The 23,126-nt window shown below is 61.1% G+C and carries 19 protein-coding genes; 7 read left to right on the plus strand and 12 right to left on the minus strand.

Annotated elements, in window-relative coordinates:
* From AC3ZU9_RS28975 to AC3ZU9_RS28995, 5 genes are all read right to left on the minus strand, one after another.
* Window positions 1–262: toprim domain-containing protein (locus tag AC3ZU9_RS28975; protein ID WP_490091673.1), on the minus strand; the 262-nt coding region annotated here is incomplete at its 3' end.
* 114 nt (window positions 263–376) lie between these two features.
* Window positions 377–613, minus strand: a complete 237-nt coding sequence (locus tag AC3ZU9_RS28980; RefSeq protein ID WP_010212074.1) for a DUF1653 domain-containing protein — start codon at window positions 611–613, stop codon at window positions 377–379.
* A gap of 97 nt (window positions 614–710) precedes the next feature.
* On the minus strand, window positions 711–1,886 hold the full coding sequence (fadA, locus tag AC3ZU9_RS28985) for an acetyl-CoA C-acyltransferase FadA (RefSeq protein WP_012722845.1): 1,176 nt from the start codon (window positions 1,884–1,886) through the stop codon (window positions 711–713).
* Between the two features lie 29 nt (window positions 1,887–1,915).
* Window positions 1,916–4,063: a fatty acid oxidation complex subunit alpha FadB gene (gene fadB, locus AC3ZU9_RS28990; RefSeq protein WP_012722844.1), complete on the minus strand. Its 2,148-nt coding sequence runs from the start codon at window positions 4,061–4,063 to the stop codon at window positions 1,916–1,918.
* 481 nt (window positions 4,064–4,544) lie between these two features.
* Window positions 4,545–4,982, minus strand: coding sequence for a hypothetical protein (locus AC3ZU9_RS28995; RefSeq protein WP_490091674.1), 438 nt, complete (start codon window positions 4,980–4,982; stop codon window positions 4,545–4,547).
* 105 nt (window positions 4,983–5,087) lie between these two features.
* On the opposite strand from AC3ZU9_RS28995, the gene AC3ZU9_RS29000 reads away from it, so the two are divergent.
* The gene (locus AC3ZU9_RS29000) at window positions 5,088–5,528 is read left to right on the plus strand and encodes a universal stress protein (protein WP_093545994.1); all 441 of its coding nucleotides are present in this window, start codon (window positions 5,088–5,090) and stop codon (window positions 5,526–5,528) included.
* A 183-nt stretch (window positions 5,529–5,711) separates the two neighbouring features.
* Here AC3ZU9_RS29000 and AC3ZU9_RS29005 read toward each other — a convergent pair whose 3' ends face one another.
* Window positions 5,712–7,631 carry an ATP-binding cassette domain-containing protein gene (locus tag AC3ZU9_RS29005; RefSeq protein ID WP_012722841.1) on the minus strand — a complete coding sequence of 640 codons (1,920 nt, stop codon included), beginning with the start codon at window positions 7,629–7,631 and terminating at the stop codon, window positions 5,712–5,714.
* 213 nt (window positions 7,632–7,844) lie between these two features.
* Between AC3ZU9_RS29005 and AC3ZU9_RS29010 the strand changes: the two genes are divergently transcribed.
* Window positions 7,845–9,773 (plus strand): transglycosylase SLT domain-containing protein, encoded by a 1,929-nt coding sequence (locus AC3ZU9_RS29010; protein WP_012722840.1) that lies wholly within the window; start codon window positions 7,845–7,847, stop codon window positions 9,771–9,773.
* 234 nt (window positions 9,774–10,007) lie between these two features.
* Here AC3ZU9_RS29010 and AC3ZU9_RS29015 read toward each other — a convergent pair whose 3' ends face one another.
* Window positions 10,008–11,795, minus strand: coding sequence for an ABC transporter ATP-binding protein/permease (locus AC3ZU9_RS29015; protein WP_162471072.1), 1,788 nt, complete (start codon window positions 11,793–11,795; stop codon window positions 10,008–10,010).
* A gap of 246 nt (window positions 11,796–12,041) precedes the next feature.
* Between AC3ZU9_RS29015 and AC3ZU9_RS29020 the strand changes: the two genes are divergently transcribed.
* The gene (locus AC3ZU9_RS29020) at window positions 12,042–12,215 is read left to right on the plus strand and encodes a PA1571 family protein (RefSeq protein WP_043204960.1); all 174 of its coding nucleotides are present in this window, start codon (window positions 12,042–12,044) and stop codon (window positions 12,213–12,215) included.
* 51 nt (window positions 12,216–12,266) lie between these two features.
* Here AC3ZU9_RS29020 and pdxB read toward each other — a convergent pair whose 3' ends face one another.
* On the minus strand, window positions 12,267–13,409 hold the full coding sequence (pdxB, locus tag AC3ZU9_RS29025; RefSeq protein WP_012722837.1) for a 4-phosphoerythronate dehydrogenase PdxB: 1,143 nt from the start codon (window positions 13,407–13,409) through the stop codon (window positions 12,267–12,269).
* Window positions 13,410–13,549: 140 nt separating this feature from the next.
* On the opposite strand from pdxB, the gene AC3ZU9_RS29030 reads away from it, so the two are divergent.
* Entirely contained in the window at window positions 13,550–14,944 is a 1,395-nt protein-coding gene (locus AC3ZU9_RS29030) for an MATE family efflux transporter (protein WP_490091675.1), read from the plus strand.
* Here AC3ZU9_RS29030 and tusA read toward each other — a convergent pair.
* Window positions 14,941–15,174 carry a sulfurtransferase TusA gene (gene tusA, locus AC3ZU9_RS29035; RefSeq protein ID WP_320400769.1) on the minus strand — a complete coding sequence of 78 codons (234 nt, stop codon included), beginning with the start codon at window positions 15,172–15,174 and terminating at the stop codon, window positions 14,941–14,943. The genes AC3ZU9_RS29030 and tusA overlap by 4 nt on opposite strands.
* Before the next feature lie 160 nt (window positions 15,175–15,334).
* Entirely contained in the window at window positions 15,335–16,411 is a 1,077-nt protein-coding gene (rlmM, locus tag AC3ZU9_RS29040) for a 23S rRNA (cytidine(2498)-2'-O)-methyltransferase RlmM (protein WP_490091676.1), read from the minus strand.
* A 190-nt stretch (window positions 16,412–16,601) separates the two neighbouring features.
* On the opposite strand from rlmM, the gene acnA reads away from it, so the two are divergent.
* Window positions 16,602–19,343, plus strand: a complete 2,742-nt coding sequence (gene acnA / locus AC3ZU9_RS29045; protein ID WP_490091677.1) for an aconitate hydratase AcnA — start codon at window positions 16,602–16,604, stop codon at window positions 19,341–19,343.
* Between the two features lie 69 nt (window positions 19,344–19,412).
* Here acnA and AC3ZU9_RS29050 read toward each other — a convergent pair whose 3' ends face one another.
* Both AC3ZU9_RS29050 and cysK read right to left on the minus strand, forming a co-directional pair.
* The gene (locus AC3ZU9_RS29050) at window positions 19,413–20,351 is read right to left on the minus strand and encodes an aspartyl/asparaginyl beta-hydroxylase domain-containing protein (protein WP_012722832.1); all 939 of its coding nucleotides are present in this window, start codon (window positions 20,349–20,351) and stop codon (window positions 19,413–19,415) included.
* A gap of 337 nt (window positions 20,352–20,688) precedes the next feature.
* Window positions 20,689–21,663 carry a cysteine synthase A gene (cysK, locus tag AC3ZU9_RS29055; RefSeq protein ID WP_012722831.1) on the minus strand — a complete coding sequence of 325 codons (975 nt, stop codon included), beginning with the start codon at window positions 21,661–21,663 and terminating at the stop codon, window positions 20,689–20,691.
* Window positions 21,664–21,789: 126 nt separating this feature from the next.
* Here cysK and AC3ZU9_RS29060 point away from each other — a divergent pair, with 126 nt between their 5' ends.
* Both AC3ZU9_RS29060 and AC3ZU9_RS29065 read left to right on the plus strand, forming a co-directional pair.
* Window positions 21,790–22,866, plus strand: a complete 1,077-nt coding sequence (locus AC3ZU9_RS29060; protein ID WP_490091678.1) for a DUF748 domain-containing protein — start codon at window positions 21,790–21,792, stop codon at window positions 22,864–22,866.
* Window positions 22,867–22,965: 99 nt separating this feature from the next.
* On the plus strand, window positions 22,966–23,126 hold a 161-nt coding region (locus AC3ZU9_RS29065; RefSeq protein WP_490091679.1), incomplete at its 3' end, for an AAA family ATPase.

The following is a 23,126-nucleotide window of genomic DNA, read 5'->3' on the forward strand; positions in this document are numbered from 1 at the left end:
CCTTCCAGCCATGATCCGGGTCCACACCCATGCGTGAGACCAGCTGCTTGCGCGCTTTCTCTTTAGGCGTGAGTACCGGACCTTCGCCCGCGGCGGCCTTGCCGCGCTTGGCGGCAGGCTCCTTGCTGGCGCTAGCCGAACCGCTGGTGGGCAGGTCTCGGATATGGCCGATACTCGACTTCACCACGTACTCGTTGCCCAAGTACTTGTTGATGGTCTTGGCCTTAGCCGGGGATTCCACAATGACCAGCGATTTGCCCATGGATCGGAAAATTCCTGAATTCGAGAAGTGAAAGGCAGTTGGCGCCTGACGCGGCAACGCTATATATAGTGGCAACAAGGTGAGGTCAAGCGCAGTATTCTGCGCGGCCTGCCGTTATTGCCCTGAAAAAAGACTGGGTTCGGCCTGCACCAAAGCAAAGCGTGGGACCTGTTCGCCGTCAACTTCGACGGTCTCCAGGAACATGCTCAATGGGCGCACCCAAAAGCCGTAATCGCCATACAGTGCTTGGTAGAACACCACTTCTTCTTCGGTCTCGGAGTGCCGCGCCACACTGAAAACGCGGTACTGCGGACCTTTATAATGCTGGTAGAGCCCTGGTTCGACTTTCATGCTCTGGCCCTCTTACAAAATTTGTTAAAAAAAAAATACAAAACCGCCAAAAAACAAAAACCGGGGCACTGGGCCCCGGCTTCCGTCAACCCAACGCTTAGATGCGTTCGAAGACGGTGGAAATGCCTTGGCCGAGACCAATGCACATGGTGGCTACCCCGAGGTTGCCGCCATTTTGCTTCATCACGTTAAGCAAAGTGCCGGAGATACGCGCACCGGAGCAACCAAATGGGTGGCCCAGGGCAATTGCGCCGCCGTGCAGGTTAACCTTCTCATTCATCTTGTCGAGCACTTTCAAATCTTTCAGCACGGGCAGGGCCTGTGCGGCGAAAGCTTCATTGAGCTCGAAGAAGTCGATATCCGAGATGGTCAGGCCCGCGCGCTTCAAGGCTTTTTGTGTGGCCGGTACTGGACCATAGCCCATGATCGCCGGGTCCACACCCGCCACTGCCATCGAACGGATCACGGCCAGCGGCTGGATACCCAGGTCCTGGGCACGCTGCGCCGACATCACGATCATGCACGAGGCACCGTCGGTGATCTGCGACGAAGTACCGGCGGTCACGGTGCCGCCCTTTGGATTGAACGCCGGCTTCAGAGCCGCCAGGCTTTCCAGGGTGGTATCCGGACGAATGGTTTCGTCGTAATCGAACAGTTTGAGGAAACCGTTCTCGTCATAACCGTTCATCGGGATGATTTCATCCTTGAACTTGCCTTCCACGGTCGCCTTGTGGGCGAGCTGATGCGAACGCAGGCCAAACGCATCCTGGGCTTCACGGGTAATGCCGTGCATTTTGCCGAGCATTTCCGCGGTCAGGCCCATCATGCCCGAGGCTTTTGCCGCGTACAGCGACATGTGCGGGTTAGGATCGACGCCGTGCATCATGCTGACGTGGCCCATGTGCTCCACACCGCCGACCACGAACACATCACCGTTGCCGGTCATGATTGCCTGGGCGGCAGTGTGCAGCGCGCTCATCGACGAACCGCACAGGCGGCTCACGGTCTGGCCGGCGGCGGTGTGCGGGATCTGAGTCATCAGCGACGCCATGCGCGCGATGTTCCAGCCCTGCTCCAGGGTCTGGTTGACGCAGCCCCAGATCACGTCTTCGACTTCGTTCGGGTCGACCTTGACGTTGCGCTCCAGCAACTTGCTGATCAGGTGTGCCGACATGTCTTCGGCACGGGTGTTGCGGTGCATGCCGCCCTTGGAGCGGCCCATCGGTGTGCGACCGAAGTCGACAATCACCACGTCTCTTGGATTCAAGCTCATAAATATTCTCGCTCTAGTCGTCTGGGCGCTTAACCGAAGAAGCTCTGGCCATTCTTGGCCATTTCACGCAGCTTCGCGGTCGGGTGGTACAGCGGGCCCAAATCAGCGTATTTGTCAGCCAGGGCAACGAACTCAGCCACACCGATCGAATCGATGTAACGCAGCGCACCACCACGGAATGGAGGGAAACCAATACCGTACACCAGGCCCATATCGGCTTCGGCGGCGGTCTCGACGATGCCGTCTTCCAGGCAACGCACGGTTTCCAGGCACAGGGCGATCATCATCCAGTTGATGATGTCTTCGTCGGACACCTCACGCTGTTCGTAGATGACCGGAGCCAGCACTTCGTGCACCGACGGGTCGGCCACTTTCTTCTGCTTGCCCTTCTTGTCGGCCTCGTAGGCGTAGAAACCCTTGCCGTTCTTCTGGCCCAGGCGCTTGGCCTCGTACAGCGCGTCGATCGCCGAACGGCGGTCGTCTTTCATGCGGTCCGGGAAGCCTTCAGCCATCACGTCGCGGCCGTGGTGGCCGGTGTCGATGCCGACCACGTCCATCAGGTACGCCGGGCCCATCGGCCAGCCGAATTTTTCCATGACCTTGTCGATGCGCACGAAGTCCACACCGGCGCTGACCAGCTTGGCGAAGCCGCCGAAGTACGGGAACAGCACGCGGTTGACCAGGAAGCCCGGGCAGTCATTGACCACGATCGGGTTCTTGCCCATTTTCTTGGCGTAGGCAACGGTGGTGGCCACGGCCAGCTCGCTGGACTTCTCGCCACGGATCACTTCGACCAGCGGCATCATGTGCACCGGGTTGAAGAAGTGCATGCCGACGAAGTTTTCCGGACGCTTGAGGGCCTTGGCCAGCAGCGAGATGGAAATGGTCGAGGTGTTGGAGGCCAGGATAGTGTCGTCTTTGACCTGGGCTTCGACTTCGGCCAGCACGGCCTGCTTGACCTTCGGGTTCTCGACTACGGCTTCGACCACCAGGTCGACATGCCCGAAATCACCGTAGGACAGCGTAGGACGAATGCCGTTAAGCACTTCAGCCATCTTCGCTGCGGTCATACGACCTTTATCCACACGACCCACCAGCAGCTTGGCGGCTTCTGCCAGGCCTTGCTCGATACCGTGCTCGTTGATGTCTTTCATCAGGATCGGCGTGCCCTTGGACGCCGACTGATAGGCGATACCGCCGCCCATGATACCGGCGCCGAGTACGGCAGCCTGTTTCACGTCGCGGGCGATCTCGTCGTAGGCCTTGGCCTTTTTCTTCAGCTCCTGATCGTTCAGGAACAGGCCGATCAAGCTCTGGGCCGCCGAGGTTTTCGCCAGTTTGACGAAACCTGCCGCTTCCACTTCCAGGGCTTTGTCGCGACCGAAGTTCGCGGCTTTCTGGATGGTCTTGATCGCTTCAACCGGCGCCGGGTAGTTCGGCCCGGCCTGGCCAGCCACGAAACCCTTGGCGGTTTCGAACGACATCATTTGTTCGATGGCGTTGAGCTTGAGTTTTTCCAGCTTCGGCTGACGCTTGGCCTTGTAGTCAAATTCGCCGCTGATGGCGCCTTTGATCAGGTTCAGTGCGGCTTCGGCGAGTTTGTCCGGGGCAACCACAGCATCGACGGCACCGACTTTCAGCGCGTCTTCGGCACGGTTTTCCTTGCCGGCGGCGATCCACTCGATGGCGTTGTCGGCACCGATCAGGCGCGGCAGGCGCACGGTGCCCCCAAACCCTGGGTAGATGCCCAACTTGACTTCAGGCAGGCCGATCTTGGCCGTGGCCGACATGACGCGGAAGTCTGCCGCCAGGCACATTTCCAGGCCGCCGCCCAACGCGATGCCGTTGATCGCGGCGACGGTCGGTACGTTGAGGTCTTCGAAATCGCTGAAAATCTTGTTGGCTTCGAGGTTGCCAGCCACCAGCTCGGCATCGGGCAGCTTGAAGTTGTCGACGAATTCGGTGATGTCAGCGCCGACGATGAACACGTCCTTGCCGCTGGAGACGATCACGCCTTTGATCGATGCATCAGCCTTGATGGTGTCTACGGCCTGACGCAGTTCGTTCAGGGTTAGACGGTTGAACTTGTTGACGGACTCACCCTTGAGGTCGAATTTCAGTTCGACGATGCCACTTTCAAGAGCCTTAACCGTGATGGCTTTACCTTCGTAAATCATCAACTGATCTCCACGATATGGAAGCTGAACAGTACACATTGGACGCTGGCCTCTGGTTGGACACTGACAGTTGCGTCAATGCTCATGCCAATCCGCCAGGCACACCCGCCAATGCGATAGTCGGGATTCTGTATGAGTCGTCTGACAGACAAACGCTCAATTCATACGCCCGTTTGATTTGGGTACGCCACCTTCATCCAATTCCGGGCAATTGTCAATCGCTCGAAAGGCTAGGAAAAACGCGACTTTCCAGTCATTTCAGAACCCCAACGGCAAGCACTCGCCCCGTCAATATTCAAATATTCACGAAATCAATAACAGAAAATATGAGTAAAAAGGCTGTACAGAACGGGATCTGCCGCTAGGCTAGCGACAACCGTAACGCGCCTGGATGAACATCCGACGCGGGAACCCTCGATTTACCGGCCTGCCTGGCCAACTCCAGCCCGATGATGATGTCGGGCTTTTTATTGCGTGGCCGTTAAGCGAGCGCCTTGAGCAACGCATCGATATCTTTCAACACACTGGCCTCGCCCTTCTCGCCCCAATACAAGGCGATCATTTGCTTGTCAGCCTCGACTTTGTAGACGTTGGCCGGCAGCGCTGCAAAATGCGGCAACAACTTCTCATCGACGCACACTTCGCGCCACTGATTGACCCACACCCCCGGCTCCAACTGCCAGTAACTCCAGATCGCCGGGGTGCTGCCACGCCGTGGCCGGCAGTACTGCGCGCACGGGCTCGGCGGCTCCTGCTTGAGCCAGTGCGGCCACTCCTGAGGGGCCAACTGCATGGCCAGGCCGATGCGGCGCGCTTCCATCCGCAGGGCCATGCGCCCGCTCTGATGGCGCGACGGGCGCAGCCATGCCAGAGGGCTCAGAACCACCACAAGGATTGACACCACTATCCAGACCGTCATATGTGTACTCCCGAATTTCTAGATGAGCGGATTTGACCTGACGCAACCCGATCCGCTTGAAAGCAGCCATACTGAACTTATTGCAGTCCCCTGGAGGAACGCCTCATGCCCTACCAACATATTCTGGTCGCTGTCGATCTGACCGAAGAGTGCGATCCAGTGATCAAGCGCGCGCAGGAATCTGCAATCGCCAATGGCGCCAAACTGTCGCTGGTGCATATCGTCGAGCCCATGGCCATGGCCTTTGGTGGCGACGTGCCGATGGACCTTTCCCAGTTGCAGCAACAACAATTCGACCAGGCCAAAGAGCGCCTCGACCGTTTGATTCTGAAATACCCGCACTTGAAAAAGGACGACTGCCACCTGACATACGGCCAACCGCGCCAGGAAATCCACCACTTGGCCAAGGAAAAGGCTTGCGACCTGATCGTGGTCGGCAGCCATGGCCGTCACGGCTTGGCGCTGCTACTGGGCTCTACCGCCAATGATGTATTGCACGGTGCGCCGTGCGACGTGCTGGCGGTGAAGCTGGTCAAATCCTCGTAAGCCCCTTGAAGATCAAATGTGGGAGGGGGCTTGCTCCCGATAGCGGTGCTTCAGTCACCCGCTGCATCAGCTGACAAACTGCTAGCGGGAGCAAGCCCCCTCCCACATTTTGGACTGCATTTCATATGAAAAACCCGGTGCTCATGCCAATGAACACCGGGTTTTTTAATGCACTGCAATCAATCAGGCATCCAGCTCGGCCCAACGCTCAACCAACACTTCCAGCTCGTGGTTCAACGTCTCCAGGGAGGCAATCACCTTGGCAGTTTCGGCCGCCGGGCGCAGGTAGAAACCTGCGTCAGCCATTTCCGCTTCGACCGCAGCGATCTGCTGTTCCTTGGCGTCGATATCGCCCGGCAAGGCCTCCAGCTCACGCTGCAGCTTGTAGCTGAGTTTCTTCTTGGCCGCTGGTGCAGCTTCCTGGGCCGGCGCAGCAGCTTCCACGGGGGCAACCACAGCGGAGGTCAGGTCGGCCTTGCCGGACTTGCTCTCAGTCACGCCCAGCAAACGCGGCGAGCCGCCCTGGCGCAGCCAGTCCTGATAGCCACCGACGTATTCACGCACCTTGCCTTCACCTTCGAAGACCAGGGTGCTGGTGACCACGTTGTCGAGGAATGCCCGGTCGTGACTGACCATCAGCACGGTGCCGTTGAAGGTCAGCAGCACTTCTTCCAACAGTTCGAGGGTTTCCACATCGAGGTCGTTGGTCGGTTCGTCGAGTACCAGCAGGTTGGCCGGCTTGCTGAACAGCTTGGCCAGCAGCAGGCGCGCACGCTCACCACCGGACAAGGCTTTAACCGGCGTACGCGCACGTTGAGGGCTGAACAGGAAGTCGCCCAGGTAGCTGAGCACGTGGCGGCTCTGGCCGTCGATGTCGATAAAGTCGCGGCCTTCGGCGACGTTGTCGATCACGGTTTTCTCCAGGTCCAACTGGTGGCGCAGCTGGTCGAAGTAAGCCACGTCGATGCGCGTGCCCTCTTCCACGGTGCCGCTGGTCGGCTGCAGACCATTGAGCATCAGCTTGAGCAAGGTGGTCTTGCCGGTACCGTTGGCGCCGAGCAGACCGATACGGTCGCCGCGCGCCAGGACCATCGAGAAGTCCTTGATCAGGAACGGGCCGCCCGGGTGCGCGAAGCTCACGTTCTCGAGAACCATCACCTGCTTGCCCGACTTGTCGGCGGTGTCTAGCTGGATGTTGGCCTTGCCGGTGCGCTCACGACGCTCGCTGCGCTCAACGCGCAGGGCTTTCAGTGCACGTACACGACCTTCGTTACGGGTGCGGCGCGCCTTGATGCCTTGGCGGATCCAGACTTCTTCCTGAGCCAGTTTCTTGTCGAACAACGCGTTGGCGGTCTCTTCAGCGGACAGCGCGGCCTCTTTATGCACCAGGAAGCTGGCGTAGTCGCCGTTCCAGTCGATCAGGCCGCCACGGTCCAGTTCGAGGATGCGCGTGGCCAAGCTCTGCAGGAAGGCACGGTCGTGCGTGATAAACAGCACGGCGCCCTGGAAATCCTTGATGGCTTCTTCCAGCCAGGCGATGGCGCCGATGTCCAAGTGGTTGGTGGGTTCGTCGAGCAACAGCAGGTCGGGCTCGGAGACCAGGGCCTGGGCCAGCAGAACACGACGACGCCAGCCGCCGGACAATTCGGCGAGGGTCTTGTCGGCCGGCAGTTGCAGGCGGCTCAAGGTGCTGTCGACCAGTTGCTGCAGGCGCCAGCCGTCACGGGCTTCGAGGTCTTGCTGGACGTGCATCAGCTTGTCCAGGTCTTCTTCGGTGACACAGTTCTGCGCCAGGTGATGGTATTGCGCGAGCAACTCGCCCACGCCATCCAGGCCTTCGGCAACCACGTCGAACACAGTCCGTCCGTCGGCCACCGGCAATTCTTGCGGCAATTCGCCAATCTTGAGGCCCGGAGCGCGCCATACGGAGCCTTCATCGGGCTTCTGGTCGCCCTTGACCAGCTTCATCATGCTGGACTTGCCGGTGCCATTGCGGCCGATGATGCACACCCGCTCACCACGGGCGATCTGCCAGGACACCTTGTCCAACAACGGCATAGCGCCGAAAGCAAGGGACACATCGCTGAATTTGAGCAGGGTCATACGCTTCTCCAAAAACTGGGCGCGCATTCTACCTGAGTTGACGGTGGGATGCGGCCGGCATTTTCGCTGCCGACACGTTCTGTAGGACATTTCCAACGAACTTGAACGAACCGCCCGGCAAAGCTTTCAACGGCCGCGGGCAAAAGGCTAAGCTAGGGGCAATCAGTGTCGGCGGTGCCGGTGCTAGTCGTGATTTCTCTGCACGGACGTCTCATGCGCAGTCGCCTTTTCAACTTTTTATCTTGTCTGCTTCTTTCCGCCACCGCCGTTCAATCCGCCCAGGCCGTGGACCTCACCACCCAACGTCAATATTACGATGAAGCCAAACGGGCCCTGGCCAAGGGCGATACCGGCCCGTACATGCAATACAGCCAGGCCCTGGCCGACTACCCGCTGACGCCGTACCTGGCCTACGACGAACTGACCGCCCGCCTGAAAACCGCGAGCAACCAGGAAATCGAGCAGTTCCTTGCCAAAAACGGCGACCTGCCCCAGGCCAACTGGATGAAACTGCGCTGGTTGCGCTGGCTGGCCGAACGCGGCGACTGGCAGACCTTTGAAAAGTACTACGACGCCAAACTCAATTTCGTCGAACTGGACTGCCTGCACGGCCAGTTCCAGCTCACGCACAATCTGAAAGCCGAAGGCTACAAGACCGCCGAAAAACTCTGGATGACCGGCAAGTCCCAACCGGCGGCCTGCGATGTCACCTTCGGCCAATGGGCGGCTGACGGCCAACTCACCGAACAGAAAATCTGGGATCGCGCCAAACTCGCCGCCGAAGCGCGCAACTACGCGCTGGCCAACAGCCTGGTGAAAACCCTGCCCACCCTCGGCGCCCAAGGTCGCTTGATGGTCGACGTGGCGCAAAAGCCCGACATGCTCAGCGACCCGTCACGTTTCCTGCCGGCGACCGAGGCCATGTCCGACGCCGTGGGCCTGGGCTTGCGCCGCCTGGCACGCCAGGATCCGGACAAGGCCATGGCCCTGCTCGATGGCTACGCCAGCAGCATGCACTTCTCGCGTGACGAAAAAGTGTCGATCGCCCGTGAAATCGGCCTGACCCTGGCCAAGCGCTACGACCCGCGCGCCCTCGAGGTGATGACCAAGTACGACCCCGAGTTGCGCGATAACACCGTCTCGGAATGGCGCCTGCGCCTGCTGTTGCGCCTGGCGCGCTGGGAAGATGCCTACCAACTGACCCGCAAGCTCCCACAAGACCTCGCCACCACCAACCGCTGGCGCTACTGGCAAGCCCGCAGCCTCGAACTGGCCGAGCCTAACAACCCGCAAGCGCTGGTCCTGTACAAGCACCTGGCGCAAGAACGCGACTTCTATGGTTTCCTCGCGGCGGATCGCTCAAAGGCGCCGTACCAACTGAAGAACAAGCCCTTGCTGATGAGCCAGGCGCTGGTCAACAAAGTACGCAACACCCCCGGCGTACGCCGTGCGCTGGAGTTCTATGCGCGTGGCCAGATCGTGGATGGCCGCCGTGAGTGGTACCACGTCAGCCGTCACTTCAACCGCGACGAGATGGTCGCCCAGGCCAAGCTGGCCTACGACATGAAGTGGTACTTCCCCGCCATCCGCACCATCAGCCAGGCGCAGTACTGGGACGACCTGGACATCCGCTTCCCGATGGCCCACCGCGACACCCTGGTGCGGGAAGCCAAGGTGCGCGGCCTGCACTCCAGCTGGATATTCGCGATCACCCGCCAGGAAAGCGCCTTCATGGACGACGCCCGCTCCGGCGTGGGCGCCAGCGGCCTGATGCAACTGATGCCCGGCACCGCCAAGGAAACCGCGCGCAAGTTCAGTATCCCCCTGGCCTCCCCGGCCCAGGTGCTGGACCCGGACAAAAATATCCAGCTCGGCGCCGCCTACCTGAGCCAGGTGCACAGCCAGTTCAACGGCAACCGCGTGCTCGCCTCCGCCGCCTACAACGCCGGCCCCGGCCGTGTGCGCCAGTGGCTGCGCGGCGCGGATCACCTGAGTTTCGACGTATGGGTGGAAAGCATCCCGTTCGACGAAACCCGCCAGTATGTGCAGAACGTGCTGTCTTATTCGGTGATCTACGGGCAGAAGCTCAACTCCCCCCAGCCGTTGGTGGATTGGCATGAGCGGTATTTTGATGATCAGTAAGGCCTAGGCAGAGGCTGCCACACTGCTGGCGATTCCTCCTGGATGTCGAGCGGGCTGGGGGTGACCCTAGATTTTTGTGGTGAGCGGGCTTGCCCCGCGCTGGAGGGCGAAGCACTCCCAATCCAGTGGCCGCAGTGTAGGGGTGAGTGTAGGGGTGACTGATACACCGCATCGTCCGTGTTAGGGCTGCTACGCAGCCCAGCGCGGGGCAAGCCCGCTCACTACATCGACCGCCTAGTCCTCGCTTTCCGCACCCTCAGCACCATCACTGAACTGCAACGCCGCCAACCGCGCATACAGCGGATTGCTCGCAATCAACTGCTGATGCGTACCCACCGCCACCAGCTTGCCCTGGTCCATCACCGCAATGCGGTCAGCGTTCTTCACCGTGGCCAATCGATGGGCGATCACCAGCGTGGTGCGACCCTGCATCAATTGCGGCAGTGCTTGCTGGATCAGGTGTTCACTCTGGGCATCGAGGGCGCTGGTGGCTTCGTCGAGCAGCAGTATCGGCGCGTCCACCAGCAGCGCACGGGCGATGGCCAGGCGTTGACGTTGACCGCCGGAGAGGCCCATGCCGCCGTCGCCGAGGTGGGTCTGGTAGCCGTCGGGCATTTGCAGGATGAAGTCATGAGCATGGGCAATGCGCGCGGCGGCTTCGACCTGTTCGGTGGTGGCCGTCGGGTTGCCGTAGCGGATGTTCTCTTCGACGCTGCCGAAAAACAGCGCCGGGCTTTGGGAGACCAAGGCGAAGTGGCGGCGCAGGTCCATGGGGTCGAGTTCGGTCAGCGGGTGGCCTTCGAGCAGGATGCGGCCTTGCTGGGGGTCGTAGAAGCGCAGCAGCAGGTCGAAAATGGTCGATTTACCGGCGCCGGATGGGCCTACCAGCGCCAGGGTTTCCCCGGGGTTGATGGTCAAATTCAAGCCGTCGATGGCGTAGCTGTCGGGACGTGAAGGGTAGGAAAAGCGCAGGTCTTGCAGTTCCATGCGGCCGCTGACCCGCTCCGGCAGTTGGACGGTGCCGTCCGCGGGCGCCTGGATGTCATTACTCGACTGCAACAACTCGCCAATGCGCTCGGCGGCACCGGCAGCCCGTTGCAGTTCGCCGAGCACTTCACTCAGGGTGCCGACCGCGCTGCCGACGATCAGGCTATAGAACACAAACGCCGCCAGCTCACCGCCGGAAATCCGCCCGCTGATGACGTCCATGCCACCCACCCACAGCATCACCCCCACGGCGCCCAGCACCAGCATGATCACCAGGGTAATCAACCAGGCACGCTGGGTGATGCGTTTGCGCGCGGTGGTAAAGGCGTCTTCCACCGTCACGGCGAAGCGTTGTTCGTCCTGCACCTGGTGGTTATAGGCCTGCACGGTCTTGATCTGGCCGAGGGTCTCGGACACATAGCTGCCCACATCAGCGATGCGGTCCTGGCTTTGTCGCGACAGGCTGCGCACGCGCCGGCCGAAAATCAGGATCGGCGCCAGCACCAGCGGCAGCGCCACCACCACGATACTGGTGAGCTTGGGGTTGGTGACAAACAGCAGCACGATGCCACCGATCACCATCAACGCATTGCGCAGGAACAGCGACAGCGACGAGCCGATCACCGATTGCAGCAAGGTGGTGTCGGTGGTCAGCCGCGACTGGATTTCCGAACTACGGTTGTTCTCGTAGAAGCCCGGGTGCAGGTAAATAAGATGGTTGAACACTTGCCGACGGATATCGGCCACCACCCGTTCGCCGATCCACGACACCAGGTAAAACCGCGCAAACGTGCCCACTGCCAAGCCCAGCACCAGCACCATGAACAGGCCGATGGACTGGTTGAGCAGGTGCGGCGACTGGGTCATGAAACCCTGGTCCACCAGCAGGCGGATGCCCTGCCCCATGGACAAAGTAATACCGGCGGTAACGATGAGCGCCAACAGGGCGCCGAGTGCGTGCCAGCGGTAAGGCGCAATGAAGCGGCTGGCCAGGCGGATCGCACGGCGTTGACGGACTGAGAACATGGAGGGCATCACCTGCGCAGGGGGGATAAGTATCTACCCCCCAACATTGGGGGAACTTGGGCAAATAGCAATGAGTCAGGTTAATTATGCCCGCCGACGCTGATCCCTAGAGGCTATCGGTCTAACCCCTGGCTGGAAATTTGTATCGGTTTCTGGTGGACTGGGTGTTCGAACCGGTGATCCCGCAGGGAGTTGTAACAGCGTGGTCACGCGGGGGTCTTAAAGTGGGTACACAACCTGATGAGGAGACAGGCCATGACCTTGCAAAATAGCAGCGATGCCAAGATTGAAGTGATCCGCCAGCCGCAGCAGCTGCCTTGCTCGTACATCGACGCTCAGGGCCGTGAAGTGCAGATCACCGAAGAGATGATCCAGCAAGCCTGCAGCGAACTGGAAGAAAAATTGGTCAAGCCTGCCCAGCAAGGCTGAAACGCCACGCTCTTTCAAACCCGGCCCAGGTGGCCGGGTTTTTATTGGCGTTTAAATTGCCTGCGCGCCCAATGCGGACACGATACTGGCCAGGGCCGTCGACTCCCCATTGATCCGCACCTTCAAACCCTCGATCTCGCGGCGTGCGGGATAATGCTTGCGCAGCAGGTCAAACGCCTTACGCTGCTCTTCCACCGTTCCCACAAGGCTACGACGGAAATCCGCATCATCGCGACGGGGGTCGTACACGCTGCGGCACAGGGTCGCCAATGCCCAGGCCGGGTCAGTCGATGCATTCAAGTGCACTTCGGCCAACCACGGTGGCGGCAGCAGATCACTCAACAGGATGCTCGGCGCCTGACCCAGGTGCGCACAGAACGCCTGATAGATCTGCGCCGTGCCGCGCTGCCGGCCCTCAAGGCTGTAGCCGGCGATATGCGGCGTGGCCAGCACGCACAAATCAGCCAGGTCGACGTCCACTTCGGGCTCGCCTTCCCACACGTCCAGCACCGCTTGCAAGTCTTCACGCGCCAGCAACACCTCACGCAGCGCGGCGTTGTCCACCACCGGGCCACGGCTGGCGTTGATCAGCCAGGTGCCGGGCTTGAGCTGCTCGAGGCGCTGGCGGTCGAACAGGTGCCAGGTTGAACCGTTGCCGGACTTGGTCAGCGGCGTGTGCAAGCTGATCACGTCGCATTGCTCGATGATCTGCGCCAGGCTGACGTAGTCGCCGTCCTCGGCGATCTGCCGTGGCGGGTCGCACACCAGCACGTTCCAGCCCAGGCCCTTGAGCACCTTGACCAGCCGCCCGCCCACTTCACCCGCGCCCACCACACCATAAGTACGCTGGTTGAGGTCGGCGCCTTCGATCTCGGCCAGGGTCTGCAGGCTGCCCAGCACATAGTCCACCACGCCACGCGCGTTGCAGCCGGGGGCGCTGGACCACTGGATGCCGGCCTGCTTGAAGTAATCGAGGTCCAGATGGTCGGTGCCAATGGTGCAGGTGCCGACGAAGCGAACCTTGCTGCCCTCCAGCAATGCACGGTTGACGTTGGTCACCGAGCGCACCAGCAACACATCAGCCTGCTCGACCGTAGCGCGGTCGAGGGAACGGCCGGGCACGCGGCGAATCTCGCCAAATCCTTGGAAAAATGCATCGAGCAGCGGAATATTTTCGTCGGCAACAATCAGCATGGCAGGCTCCTTTGGCGGACCCGCAGTGTACAGGGATCGCAGCCCTCGCTTACAAATCGCTAACACAGGTTTTTTCCTGACCGATGCGTCAAGGCGTAGAATCCGCCGTCCTTGCGCTGCCTTCTACTGGACACCTGTACGTGAACACTGCCACCGCCACCCTCACCCGCCCCGCCCGCATCAGCCGGGAAGTGCGCGGCCTGTTGACGCTCGCCGTGCCGATCATCATCGGCCAACTGGCCACCACCGCGATGAGCTTTGTCGATGCGGTGATGGCCGGGCGCGTCAGCCCTCAGGACCTGGCGGCCGTAGGCCTGGGCAATTCGATCTGGATCCCGGTGTACCTGCTGATGACCGGCACGCTGCTGGCCACCACCCCGAAAGTTGCCCAGCGCTACGGCGCGGGCCAGTTCAGCGAGATCGGGCCGCTGGTGCGACAGTCCTTGTGGCTGGCCGTGGTGGTCGGTATCACGGGCGCGCTGCTGTTGCTCTGCGCCGAACCGATCCTGCGTGCGATGAAGGTCGAGCCCGACCTGATCGCGCCGTCCATGGGCTACCTGCACGGCATTGCCGCCGGTATGCCGGCCATTGCGCTGTATTACGTGTTGCGCTGTTTCAGCGACGGCCTGGGCCGCACGCGGCCGAGCATGGTGATGGGCCTGTGTGGCCTGGCGCTGAACATTCCGCTGAACTACATCTTCATCTACGGTCACCTCGGCCTGCCAGCCATGGGTGGCGTGGGGTGTGGCTGGGCCACGGCCATTGCGATGTGGGTGATGATGCTCGGCCTGGCCGGCTGGACCCGCTGGGGCCCGGCCTATCAGAGCAGCGAATTGTTCAAGCGCTTCGACTGGCCGCAATGGGCGGTGATCAAGCGTGTACTGGGGATTGGCCTACCGATTGGCATCGCGATTTTTGCCGAATCGAGCATTTTCGCGGTAATCGCCTTGCTGCTCGGTAGCCTGGGGGCCACGGTGGTGTCCGGCCATCAGATCGCCCTGAACGTCAGCTCGCTGGTGTTCATGATCCCCTACTCCTTGAGCATGGCCGTCACCGTGCGCGTCGGCCAGGCCCTGGGCCGTGGCGAACCGCGTGAAGCGCGCTTCGCCGCCGGTGTCGGCATGGGCACTGCGCTGGCGTATGCCTGCTTGTCTTGCAGCCTGATGCTGGTGTTTCGCGAGCAGATTGCGGCGATCTACACCCCGGACCCGGTGGTGATTCACTTGGCGTCGATGTTGATCGTGTTCTCAGCGCTGTTCCAGTTCTCCGACTCGATCCAGGTCACGGCGGCGGGTGCGCTGCGTGGCTACCAGGACACCCGCGTGACCATGGTGCTGACCTTGTTCGCGTATTGGGGCGTGGGCCTGCCGGTGGGTTATGCCTTGGGCCTGACCGACTGGCTGGGCGAACCCAGCGGCCCAAGCGGCTTGTGGCAAGGGCTGATCGTAGGCCTGAGCTGCGCGGCGGGGATGTTGCTGGTGCGCCTGGCGCGCAGTGCACGCCGGCGCATTCGCGCAGACAAGGCGTTGGGTTAAACGGAGTTCTTGCGGATCCAGTACAGGTACGTACCGGCCTGCTCCTGCTGATCCACCAGTTCGTGGTCCAGGAACACGCAGAACTTGGGAATATCGCGACGCGTGGACGGGTCGGTCGCGATCACCTTGAGCAAGCCACCGGGCGGCAGGTCGCGGATGTGCTGGTGCAGCATCATGACCGGTTCCGGGCAGTTGAGGCCGGTGGCGTCGAGGGTGCCGTCTACAGGCATTTCTTCTGGATGACTCATACTTCACTCCTGAAACAGACCCGCTCTACTGTGGGAGCGGGCTTGCCCGCGATGACGGGGGCACATTCATCATAGATATCGACCGTTATACCGCTATCGCAGGCCAGCCAGCGCCCACATTTGAGCGGTGACCGCCCTAGACTCAGCGGGCCTTGGTTTTCTTCGCTGTTTCCAGCCGACGCAAATGGCAAGTCACTTCCTCACGGTCGTGATACAGCTGCTTGCAGCCGATCTCCACACGAATACCACGCGCCTTGAAGCCCTCTTCGATACGCTCCAGCAAGCGCTTCACTTCGGCGTAACGCTGTTTCATCGGCAACTTGAGGTTCACCACCGCCTCGCGGCAATGCCCCTCGCCGATCCAGGTTTCCAGCAGTGCGGCGTTACGCGCCGGTTTCTCGACAATATCGCAAACCATCCAGTCCACCGGCTGCTTGGGCACGAAGGTGAAGCCGTCGGCCATCAAGTGTTGGACCAGGCCGGTGTCCATCAGGCTTTCGGCCATGGGGCCGTTGTCGATGGCGGTTACCAGCATGCCACGGTTGACCAGTTGCCAGGTCCAACCGCCCGGCGCTGCGCCGAGGTCGACGCCGGTCATGTCGCCGTGCAGGCGCTCGTCCCACTGGTCGCGGGGAATGAAGTGGTGCCAGGCCTCTTCCAGCTTGAGGGTAGAACGGCTGGGCGCATCCCGTGGGAATTTCAGGCGCGGGATGCCCATCGGCCACATGGCCGAGTTGTTCGACTCGGCCAGCCCCATGAACACTTCGCGGCCGCTCTTGAAGGTCAGCAGCAGGCGCGGCTTGCTCGCGTCATCGACCAGCTTGCCGGCGTTCAGCAAGGCTTTGCGCAGGTGCACTTCGAACTTCTTGCAGAAGTTCGACAGTTCCTTGCCGTCGTTGGTGTCGACCATCTCCAGCCACAGGCTGCCGCACACCGGGAATTCGCGCAGGTGGGCGAGGATCACGCTGATGCGGTCGGTTTCCGGCAGGTCGATGAATACCCCGCGCGCCCATTGCCGCGGGAAGATCAGCTCGGCAAAACGCTGGCCGTGCATCAGGCGCTGGGCGCCGTCTTCTTCGGTGCAGACAAATTCGGCGCAGGCGCTGCCGGTCTTGGCCTTGGCGTAGCCGGAAACGTTCAGGCGCGCGGCGTGCTCCGCGATCTCGGAACAGACTTCGCCTTCAAAACCTGGGCGGCAGTGCATAAAAAGGGTGTTCATTGAATCTCCTGGCAACTGGCTTGCGCTATCGCAAAGCCTGTCATGAAAACGCGCGCATGATAGCTGAGTTCGGAACCTTGGTTCTGTCCATAGAGTCCAGTAATTAGCCAGCTACTGAAAACAGGGCTAGTTTGAAAGCTCTGTTCGTCCCGTCAGGTCCGTAGCCGTGCGGACCATAAGGAGTCATGTAATGTCATCCCTTGATAGCCTGAGAACCCTTAAAACCCTGCAAATCGACGACAAGACCTATCACTACTTCAGCTTGCCCGAAGCCGCCAAGAGCCTGGGTGACCTGGATAAACTGCCGATGTCCCTCAAGGTGCTGCTGGAAAACCTGCTGCGCTGGGAAGACGACAAGACCGTCACCGGCGCCGACCTCAAGGCCATTGCCGCCTGGCTCAAAGAGCGCCAGTCCGACCGCGAGATCCAGTACCGCCCGGCCCGGGTATTGATGCAAGACTTTACCGGCGTTCCCGCCGTGGTCGACCTGGCCGCCATGCGCGCCGCCGTGGCCAAGGCCGGGGGCGACCCGCAGCGCATCAACCCGCTCTCCCCCGTGGACTTGGTGATCGACCACTCGGTGATGGTCGACAAATTCGGCAACGCCGATGCCTTCGAGCAAAACGTCGACATCGAGATGCAGCGCAACGGCGAACGCTACGCCTTCCTGCGTTGGGGCCAGAGCGCCTTCGACAACTTCAGCGTGGTGCCGCCGGGCACCGGCATTTGCCACCAGGTCAACCTCGAATACCTCGGCCGCACGGTCTGGACCAAGGACGAAGACGGCCGCACCTATGCCTTCCCGGACACCCTGGTCGGCACCGACTCCCACACCACCATGATCAACGGCCTCGGCGTACTCGGCTGGGGCGTGGGCGGTATCGAGGCCGAGGCGGCGATGCTCGGCCAGCCCGTGTCGATGCTGATCCCGGAAGTGATCGGTTTCAAGCTCACCGGCAAATTGAAAGAAGGCATCACCGCCACCGACTTGGTGCTGACCGTGACCCAGATGCTGCGTAAAAAAGGCGTGGTGGGCAAGTTCGTCGAATTCTACGGCGACGGCCTCGCGGACCTGCCGCTGGCCGACCGTGCCACCATCGCCAACATGGCCCCGGAATATGGCGCCACCTGCGGTTTTTTCCCAGTGGATGAAGTGACGTTGGACTACCTGCGCCTGTCCGGCCGTCCGGCAGAAACCGTGAAGTTGGTGGAGGCTTACACCAAGGCCCAAGGCCTGTGGCGCAACGCCGGCCAAGAACCGGTGTTCACCGACAGCCTGGCCCTCGACATGGGCAGTGTCGAAGCCAGCCTGGCCGGGCCGAAACGCCCGCAGGACCGTGTGTCCCTGCCGAATGTCGGCCAAGCGTTCAGCGACTTCCTCGACCTGCAATTCAAACCCGCCAACAAGGAGGAAGGTCGCCTCGAAAGCGAAGGCGGCGGCGGGGTTGCCGTGGGCAATGCCGACTTGGTGGGCGAAACCGACTACGAATACGACGGCCAGACCTATCGCCTGAAAAACGGCGCGGTGGTGATCGCCGCGATCACCTCCTGCACCAACACCTCCAACCCCAGCGTGATGATGGCGGCCGGGCTGGTGGCGAAAAAGGCCGTGGAAAAGGGCCTGACCCGCAAGCCCTGGGTGAAAACCTCATTGGCACCCGGCTCCAAAGTGGTCACCGACTACTACAAGGCCGCGGGCCTCACCCAGTACCTGGACAAACTTGGCTTCGACCTCGTGGGTTATGGCTGCACCACCTGTATCGGCAACTCCGGGCCGTTGCCCGAGCCGATCGAAAAGGCCATCCAGAAAGCCGACCTTGCCGTGGCGTCGGTGCTGTCCGGCAACCGCAACTTCGAAGGCCGCGTGCACCCGCTGGTGAAAACCAACTGGCTGGCTTCGCCGCCGCTGGTGGTGGCTTACGCTCTGGCGGGCACCGTACGCATCGATATCAGCAGCGAGCCGCTGGGTAACGATCAGGACGGCAACCCGGTGTACCTCAAGGACATCTGGCCGAGCAGCAAAGAGATCGCCGACGCGGTGGCCCAAGTCAGCACCGGCATGTTCCACAAGGAATACGCCGAGGTGTTTGCCGGTGACGAACAGTGGCAAGCCATTGAAGTGCCACAGGCCGCCACCTACGTGTGGCAGAAGGACTCCACCTACATCCAGCACCCGCCATTCTTCGATGACATCGCAGGTCCCTTGCCGGTCATCAAGGACGTCCGAGGCGCCAACGTGCTCGCCCTGCTGGGCGATTCGGTCACCACCGACCACATCTCCCCCGCCGGCAATATCAAGACAGACAGCCCCGCCGGCCGCTACCTGCGCGAGCAAGGCGTGGAGCCACGCGACTTCAACTCCTACGGCTCGCGCCGTGGTAACCATGAAGTGATGATGCGCGGCACCTTTGCCAATATCCGTATCCGCAATGAAATGCTCGGCGGCGAAGAAGGCGGTAATACGCTGTATATCCCCACCGGCGAGAAAATGCCGATCTACGATGCGGCGATGAAATACCAGGCTTCGGGCACGCCGCTGGTGGTGATTGCCGGCCAGGAATACGGCACCGGCTCCAGCCGTGACTGGGCGGCCAAGGGCACCAACTTGCTGGGCGTCAAGGCGGTGATCGCCGAGAGTTTCGAGCGGATTCACCGCTCCAACCTGGTAGGCATGGGCGTGCTGCCGTTGCAGTTCAAGCTGGATCAGAACCGCACGTCGCTCAAGCTGACCGGCAAGGAGAGGATCGACATTCTCGGCCTGACCGACGTAGAGATCACCCCGCGCATGAACCTGACGCTGGTGATTACACGGGAGGATGGAAGCAGCGAGAAAGTCGAGGTGCTGTGCCGGATCGATACGCTGAATGAAGTGGAGTACTTCAAGGCGGGCGGGATTCTGCACTATGTGCTGCGCCAACTGATCGCATCTTAAGAGCACCGCAAAACCAATGTGGGAGGGGCAAGCCCCCTCCCACATTTTGACCGCGTTTAACCTTTCAGATCAGCCGAACAGCCACTTCCACAGCAGTACCAAGACAACTACAGCCAGCACCGGCCGCGCAATGCGGTAGGCCTTCGGGTGCTTGCGCTTCCACTGCTTGACCACACCACTGAACTTGTCGCTGAAGGTCTTGCTCCAGGCATACGCCTGGTTAATCCCGCCAACGCGCTCGTCATCCAGGTTCTGCGGTGCCGTCGCGCGGCCCAATTGCTTGCTGACCCAACGGTTGATACGGGTCATCACGCGATTGCTCAGCGGCCGTTCAATGTCACAGAACAGAATCACACGGGTCTGCTCGGTTTCGTTCTTGACCCAGTGCACGTAGGTCTCGTCGAACATCACGTCCTCACCGTCGCGCCAGGCGTACACCTGGCCGTCGACGAAAATGCGACAGTCGTCGGAGTTCGGCGTGGACAGGCCCAGGTGGTACCGCAGGGAACCGGCAAACGGATCGCGATGCGGGTTCAGGTGGCTGCCGCCCGGCAACAGCGCGAACATCGCGCCCTTGACGTTGGGAATGCTGCTCACCAGCGCCACGGTTTTCGGGCACAGCGCCTCGGCCGATGGCAGGGGTTTGTCGTACCACTTGAGGTAGAAACGCTTCCAGCCCTTCTTGAAGAACGAACCGAAGCCGGCATCGTTGTTCTTTTCCGCCGCGCGGATGTAACCCTCGTCGAACAGGTGCATGGCCTCTTCGCGGATCACTTCCCAGTTGTCCTTGAGCACATCCAGTTCCGGGAACTTGCTGCGGTCCAGGTACGGCTTGGACGGCACGGCCGAAAACAGGTACATCAAGGCGTTATACGGGGCGAACAGCGCCGAATGGTTGACGAACTGGCGCAACATCGGCAAACGCGCCTTGCCGCGCAGGTGCACATACAGCGTGCTGCCGATAAACAACGCCAGTACCGACAGCTTGGCGGCCAAAGAAAAGGTCATGCAGCAACTCCTGGAAATAATCGCCTGGCCAACAGCAGACGTAGCAGCCGGCCATGATAAACAGTTGGGCCATTATGCAGAAGGCCTAGCTTAATAGCGCTGACGCACATCAACCGATGACTGTGGTGAGCGGCTTCGTTGTAGTGAGCGGGCTTGCCCCGCGCTGGGCTGCGAAGCGGCCCCAATAAGGCCACCGCATTTCTCCAGCGATAAACGCGGTGACGGGTGTGAGGGCCGCTTCGCAGCCCAGCGCGGGGCAAGCCCGCTCACCACAACAAGCCCACTCACCACAACAGGCCCGCTCACCACAGTAAGCCTAATCACCACAGGACATGCATCAAGCCTGGTTTTCTTGTTCGGTGAACAAATCGCTGAACAGCATGCTGGATAAGTAGCGCTCACCGGAGTCCGGCAGGATCACCACGATGGTCTTGCCTTGCATTTCCGGCTTCTCGGCCAGGCGCACTGCCACGGCCATGGCGGCGCCGCAGGAAATACCGCACAAAATCCCCTCTTCCTGCATCAGGCGCAGGGCCATGGCCTTGGATTCGTCGTCGGTCACCAATTCAACGCGGTCGACCATCGACAAGTCCAGGTTCTTCGGCACGAAACCGGCGCCAATGCCCTGGATCTTGTGCGGGCTGGGCTTGATCTCTTCGCCCGCCAGCGCCTGGGTGATCACCGGCGAGACAACCGGCTCGACGGCCACCGACAGGATCGGCTTGCCCGCGATGTTCTTGATATAGCGCGATACGCCGGTAATGGTACCGCCGGTCCCCACGCCCGCGACCAGCACGTCCACGGCGCCATCGGTGTCGTTCCAGATTTCCGGGCCGGTGGTTTTCTCGTGGATCGCCGGGTTGGCCGGGTTTTCGAACTGGCCCGGCATAAAATAGGTCGCCGGGTCGCCAGCAACAATTTCAGCGGCCTTGGCGATGGCACCGGGCATGCCCTTGGCCGGCTCGGTCAGCACCAGCTCGGCGCCAAGGGCCTTGAGGACCTTGCGCCGCTCGATGCTCATGGACGCCGGCATGGTCAACAGCAGCTTGTAGCCACGGGCCGCAGCGACAAACGCCAGGCCGATGCCGGTGTTACCGGAAGTGGGTTCGACAATGGTCATGCCGGGCTTGAGTTTGCCGGTGCTTTCGGCGTCCCAGATCATGTTTGCGCCAATGCGGCACTTCACCGAATAGCCCGGGTTGCGCCCTTCGATCTTGGCCAGGATGGTCACGCCGCGCGGTGCGATACGGTTGATCTGCACCAGGGGCGTGTTACCGATGGAGTGCGCGTTGTCTGCAAAGATACGGCTCATGACGGGTCCTATTGCTCGATTTCCGGAAGGCCCCAAGGGTATGCCTCAGGCTCGGAGGCGTCCAGTCGGCGGAACGTTGCGGCGCTCCCGGCAGTCCATGCCCTATACGGACAGAGGACCCTCCCCATGAAACGTCGCTACAGTTGGCCGCTATGGACCGTCGCCGGGCTGATGGTGGTGCTGGTTGCCGTGAACATTGCACTGCCCTACCTGGTGCGCAATTACCTGAATGAAAAGCTCGCCGACATGGGCGATTACCGCGGCCAGGTGGCGGATGTGGACCTGGCCCTATGGCGCGGCGCCTACCGGATCAACGGCCTGCAAATCGTCAAAGTGGACGGCAAGGTGCCCGTCCCGTTCGTCAAGGCGCCGCTGATCGAGTTCGCCGTGAGCTGGCATTCGCTGTGGTACGACCATGCGGTGGTGGCCGAGGGGCACTTTGTAAGACCGGAGATCAACTTCGTCGACGGCGGGGCCAACAAACAGGCATCCCAGACCGGTAAAGGCACCGACTGGCAGGAACAGCTGAGCAAACTGCTGCCGATCACCTTGAACGAGGTGCGTATCGAAGAGGGCAAGATCGCCTTTCATAACTTCAGTTCCAAGCCCCAGGTCAACATCAACGCCACGGACGTCAACGCGAGCTTCTTCAACCTGACCAATGTGGTCGACGTCAAAGGCAAGCGTGACGCGCGCTTTGAAGGCAAGGCGTTGCTGCAAGGCCAGGCGCCGCTGGAAGCCACCGCCACCTTTGACCCGTTGAGCGACTTCGAAGAGTTCGAATTCCGTTTCCGCGCCAAAGACTTGCAGTTAAAGCGCATGAATGACTTCGCCTCGGCCTACGGCAAGTTCGATTTCAAGGCCGGCACGGGCGACGTGGTCATTGAAGCCCAGGCCGAAAAAGGCCAGTTGACCGGCTACATCAAGCCGTTGCTGCGGGATGTAGAAGTGTTCGACTGGAAACAAGACGTGGAAAACAAAGACAAGAACATCTTCCGCTCCATCTGGGAAGCCGTGGTCGGCGCCAGTGAGACCGTGCTGAAAAACCAGAGCAAGAACCAGTTCGCCACCCGCGTGGAGCTCAGTGGCAGCGTGCATCAGCAAAATGTCAGCGCGTTCTCGGCGTTTTTGGCGATTTTGCGCAACGGGTTTATCCAGGCCTTCAATGCGCGTTATGAACAACCCAAGCCCTCGGCGGATTGAAGGTGACCGGTCATTCAGAGACTGAATAATCCGCCTGCGTTCACAGTCGCCGGGGCCGCGCGGTATAGTCCGGGCATTGATGAATTCGAGGAATGACCGATGAAGTTCGAAGGCACCCAGGCCTACGTTGCCACTGATGACCTGAAACTGGCCGTCAACGCCGCCATCACCCTGGAGCGGCCACTGCTGGTCAAGGGCGAGCCCGGCACCGGCAAGACCATGCTCGCCGAGCAACTGGCCGAATCCTTCGGCGCCAGGCT

The sequence above is a fragment of the Pseudomonas sp. A39 genome (assembly GCF_058145955.1).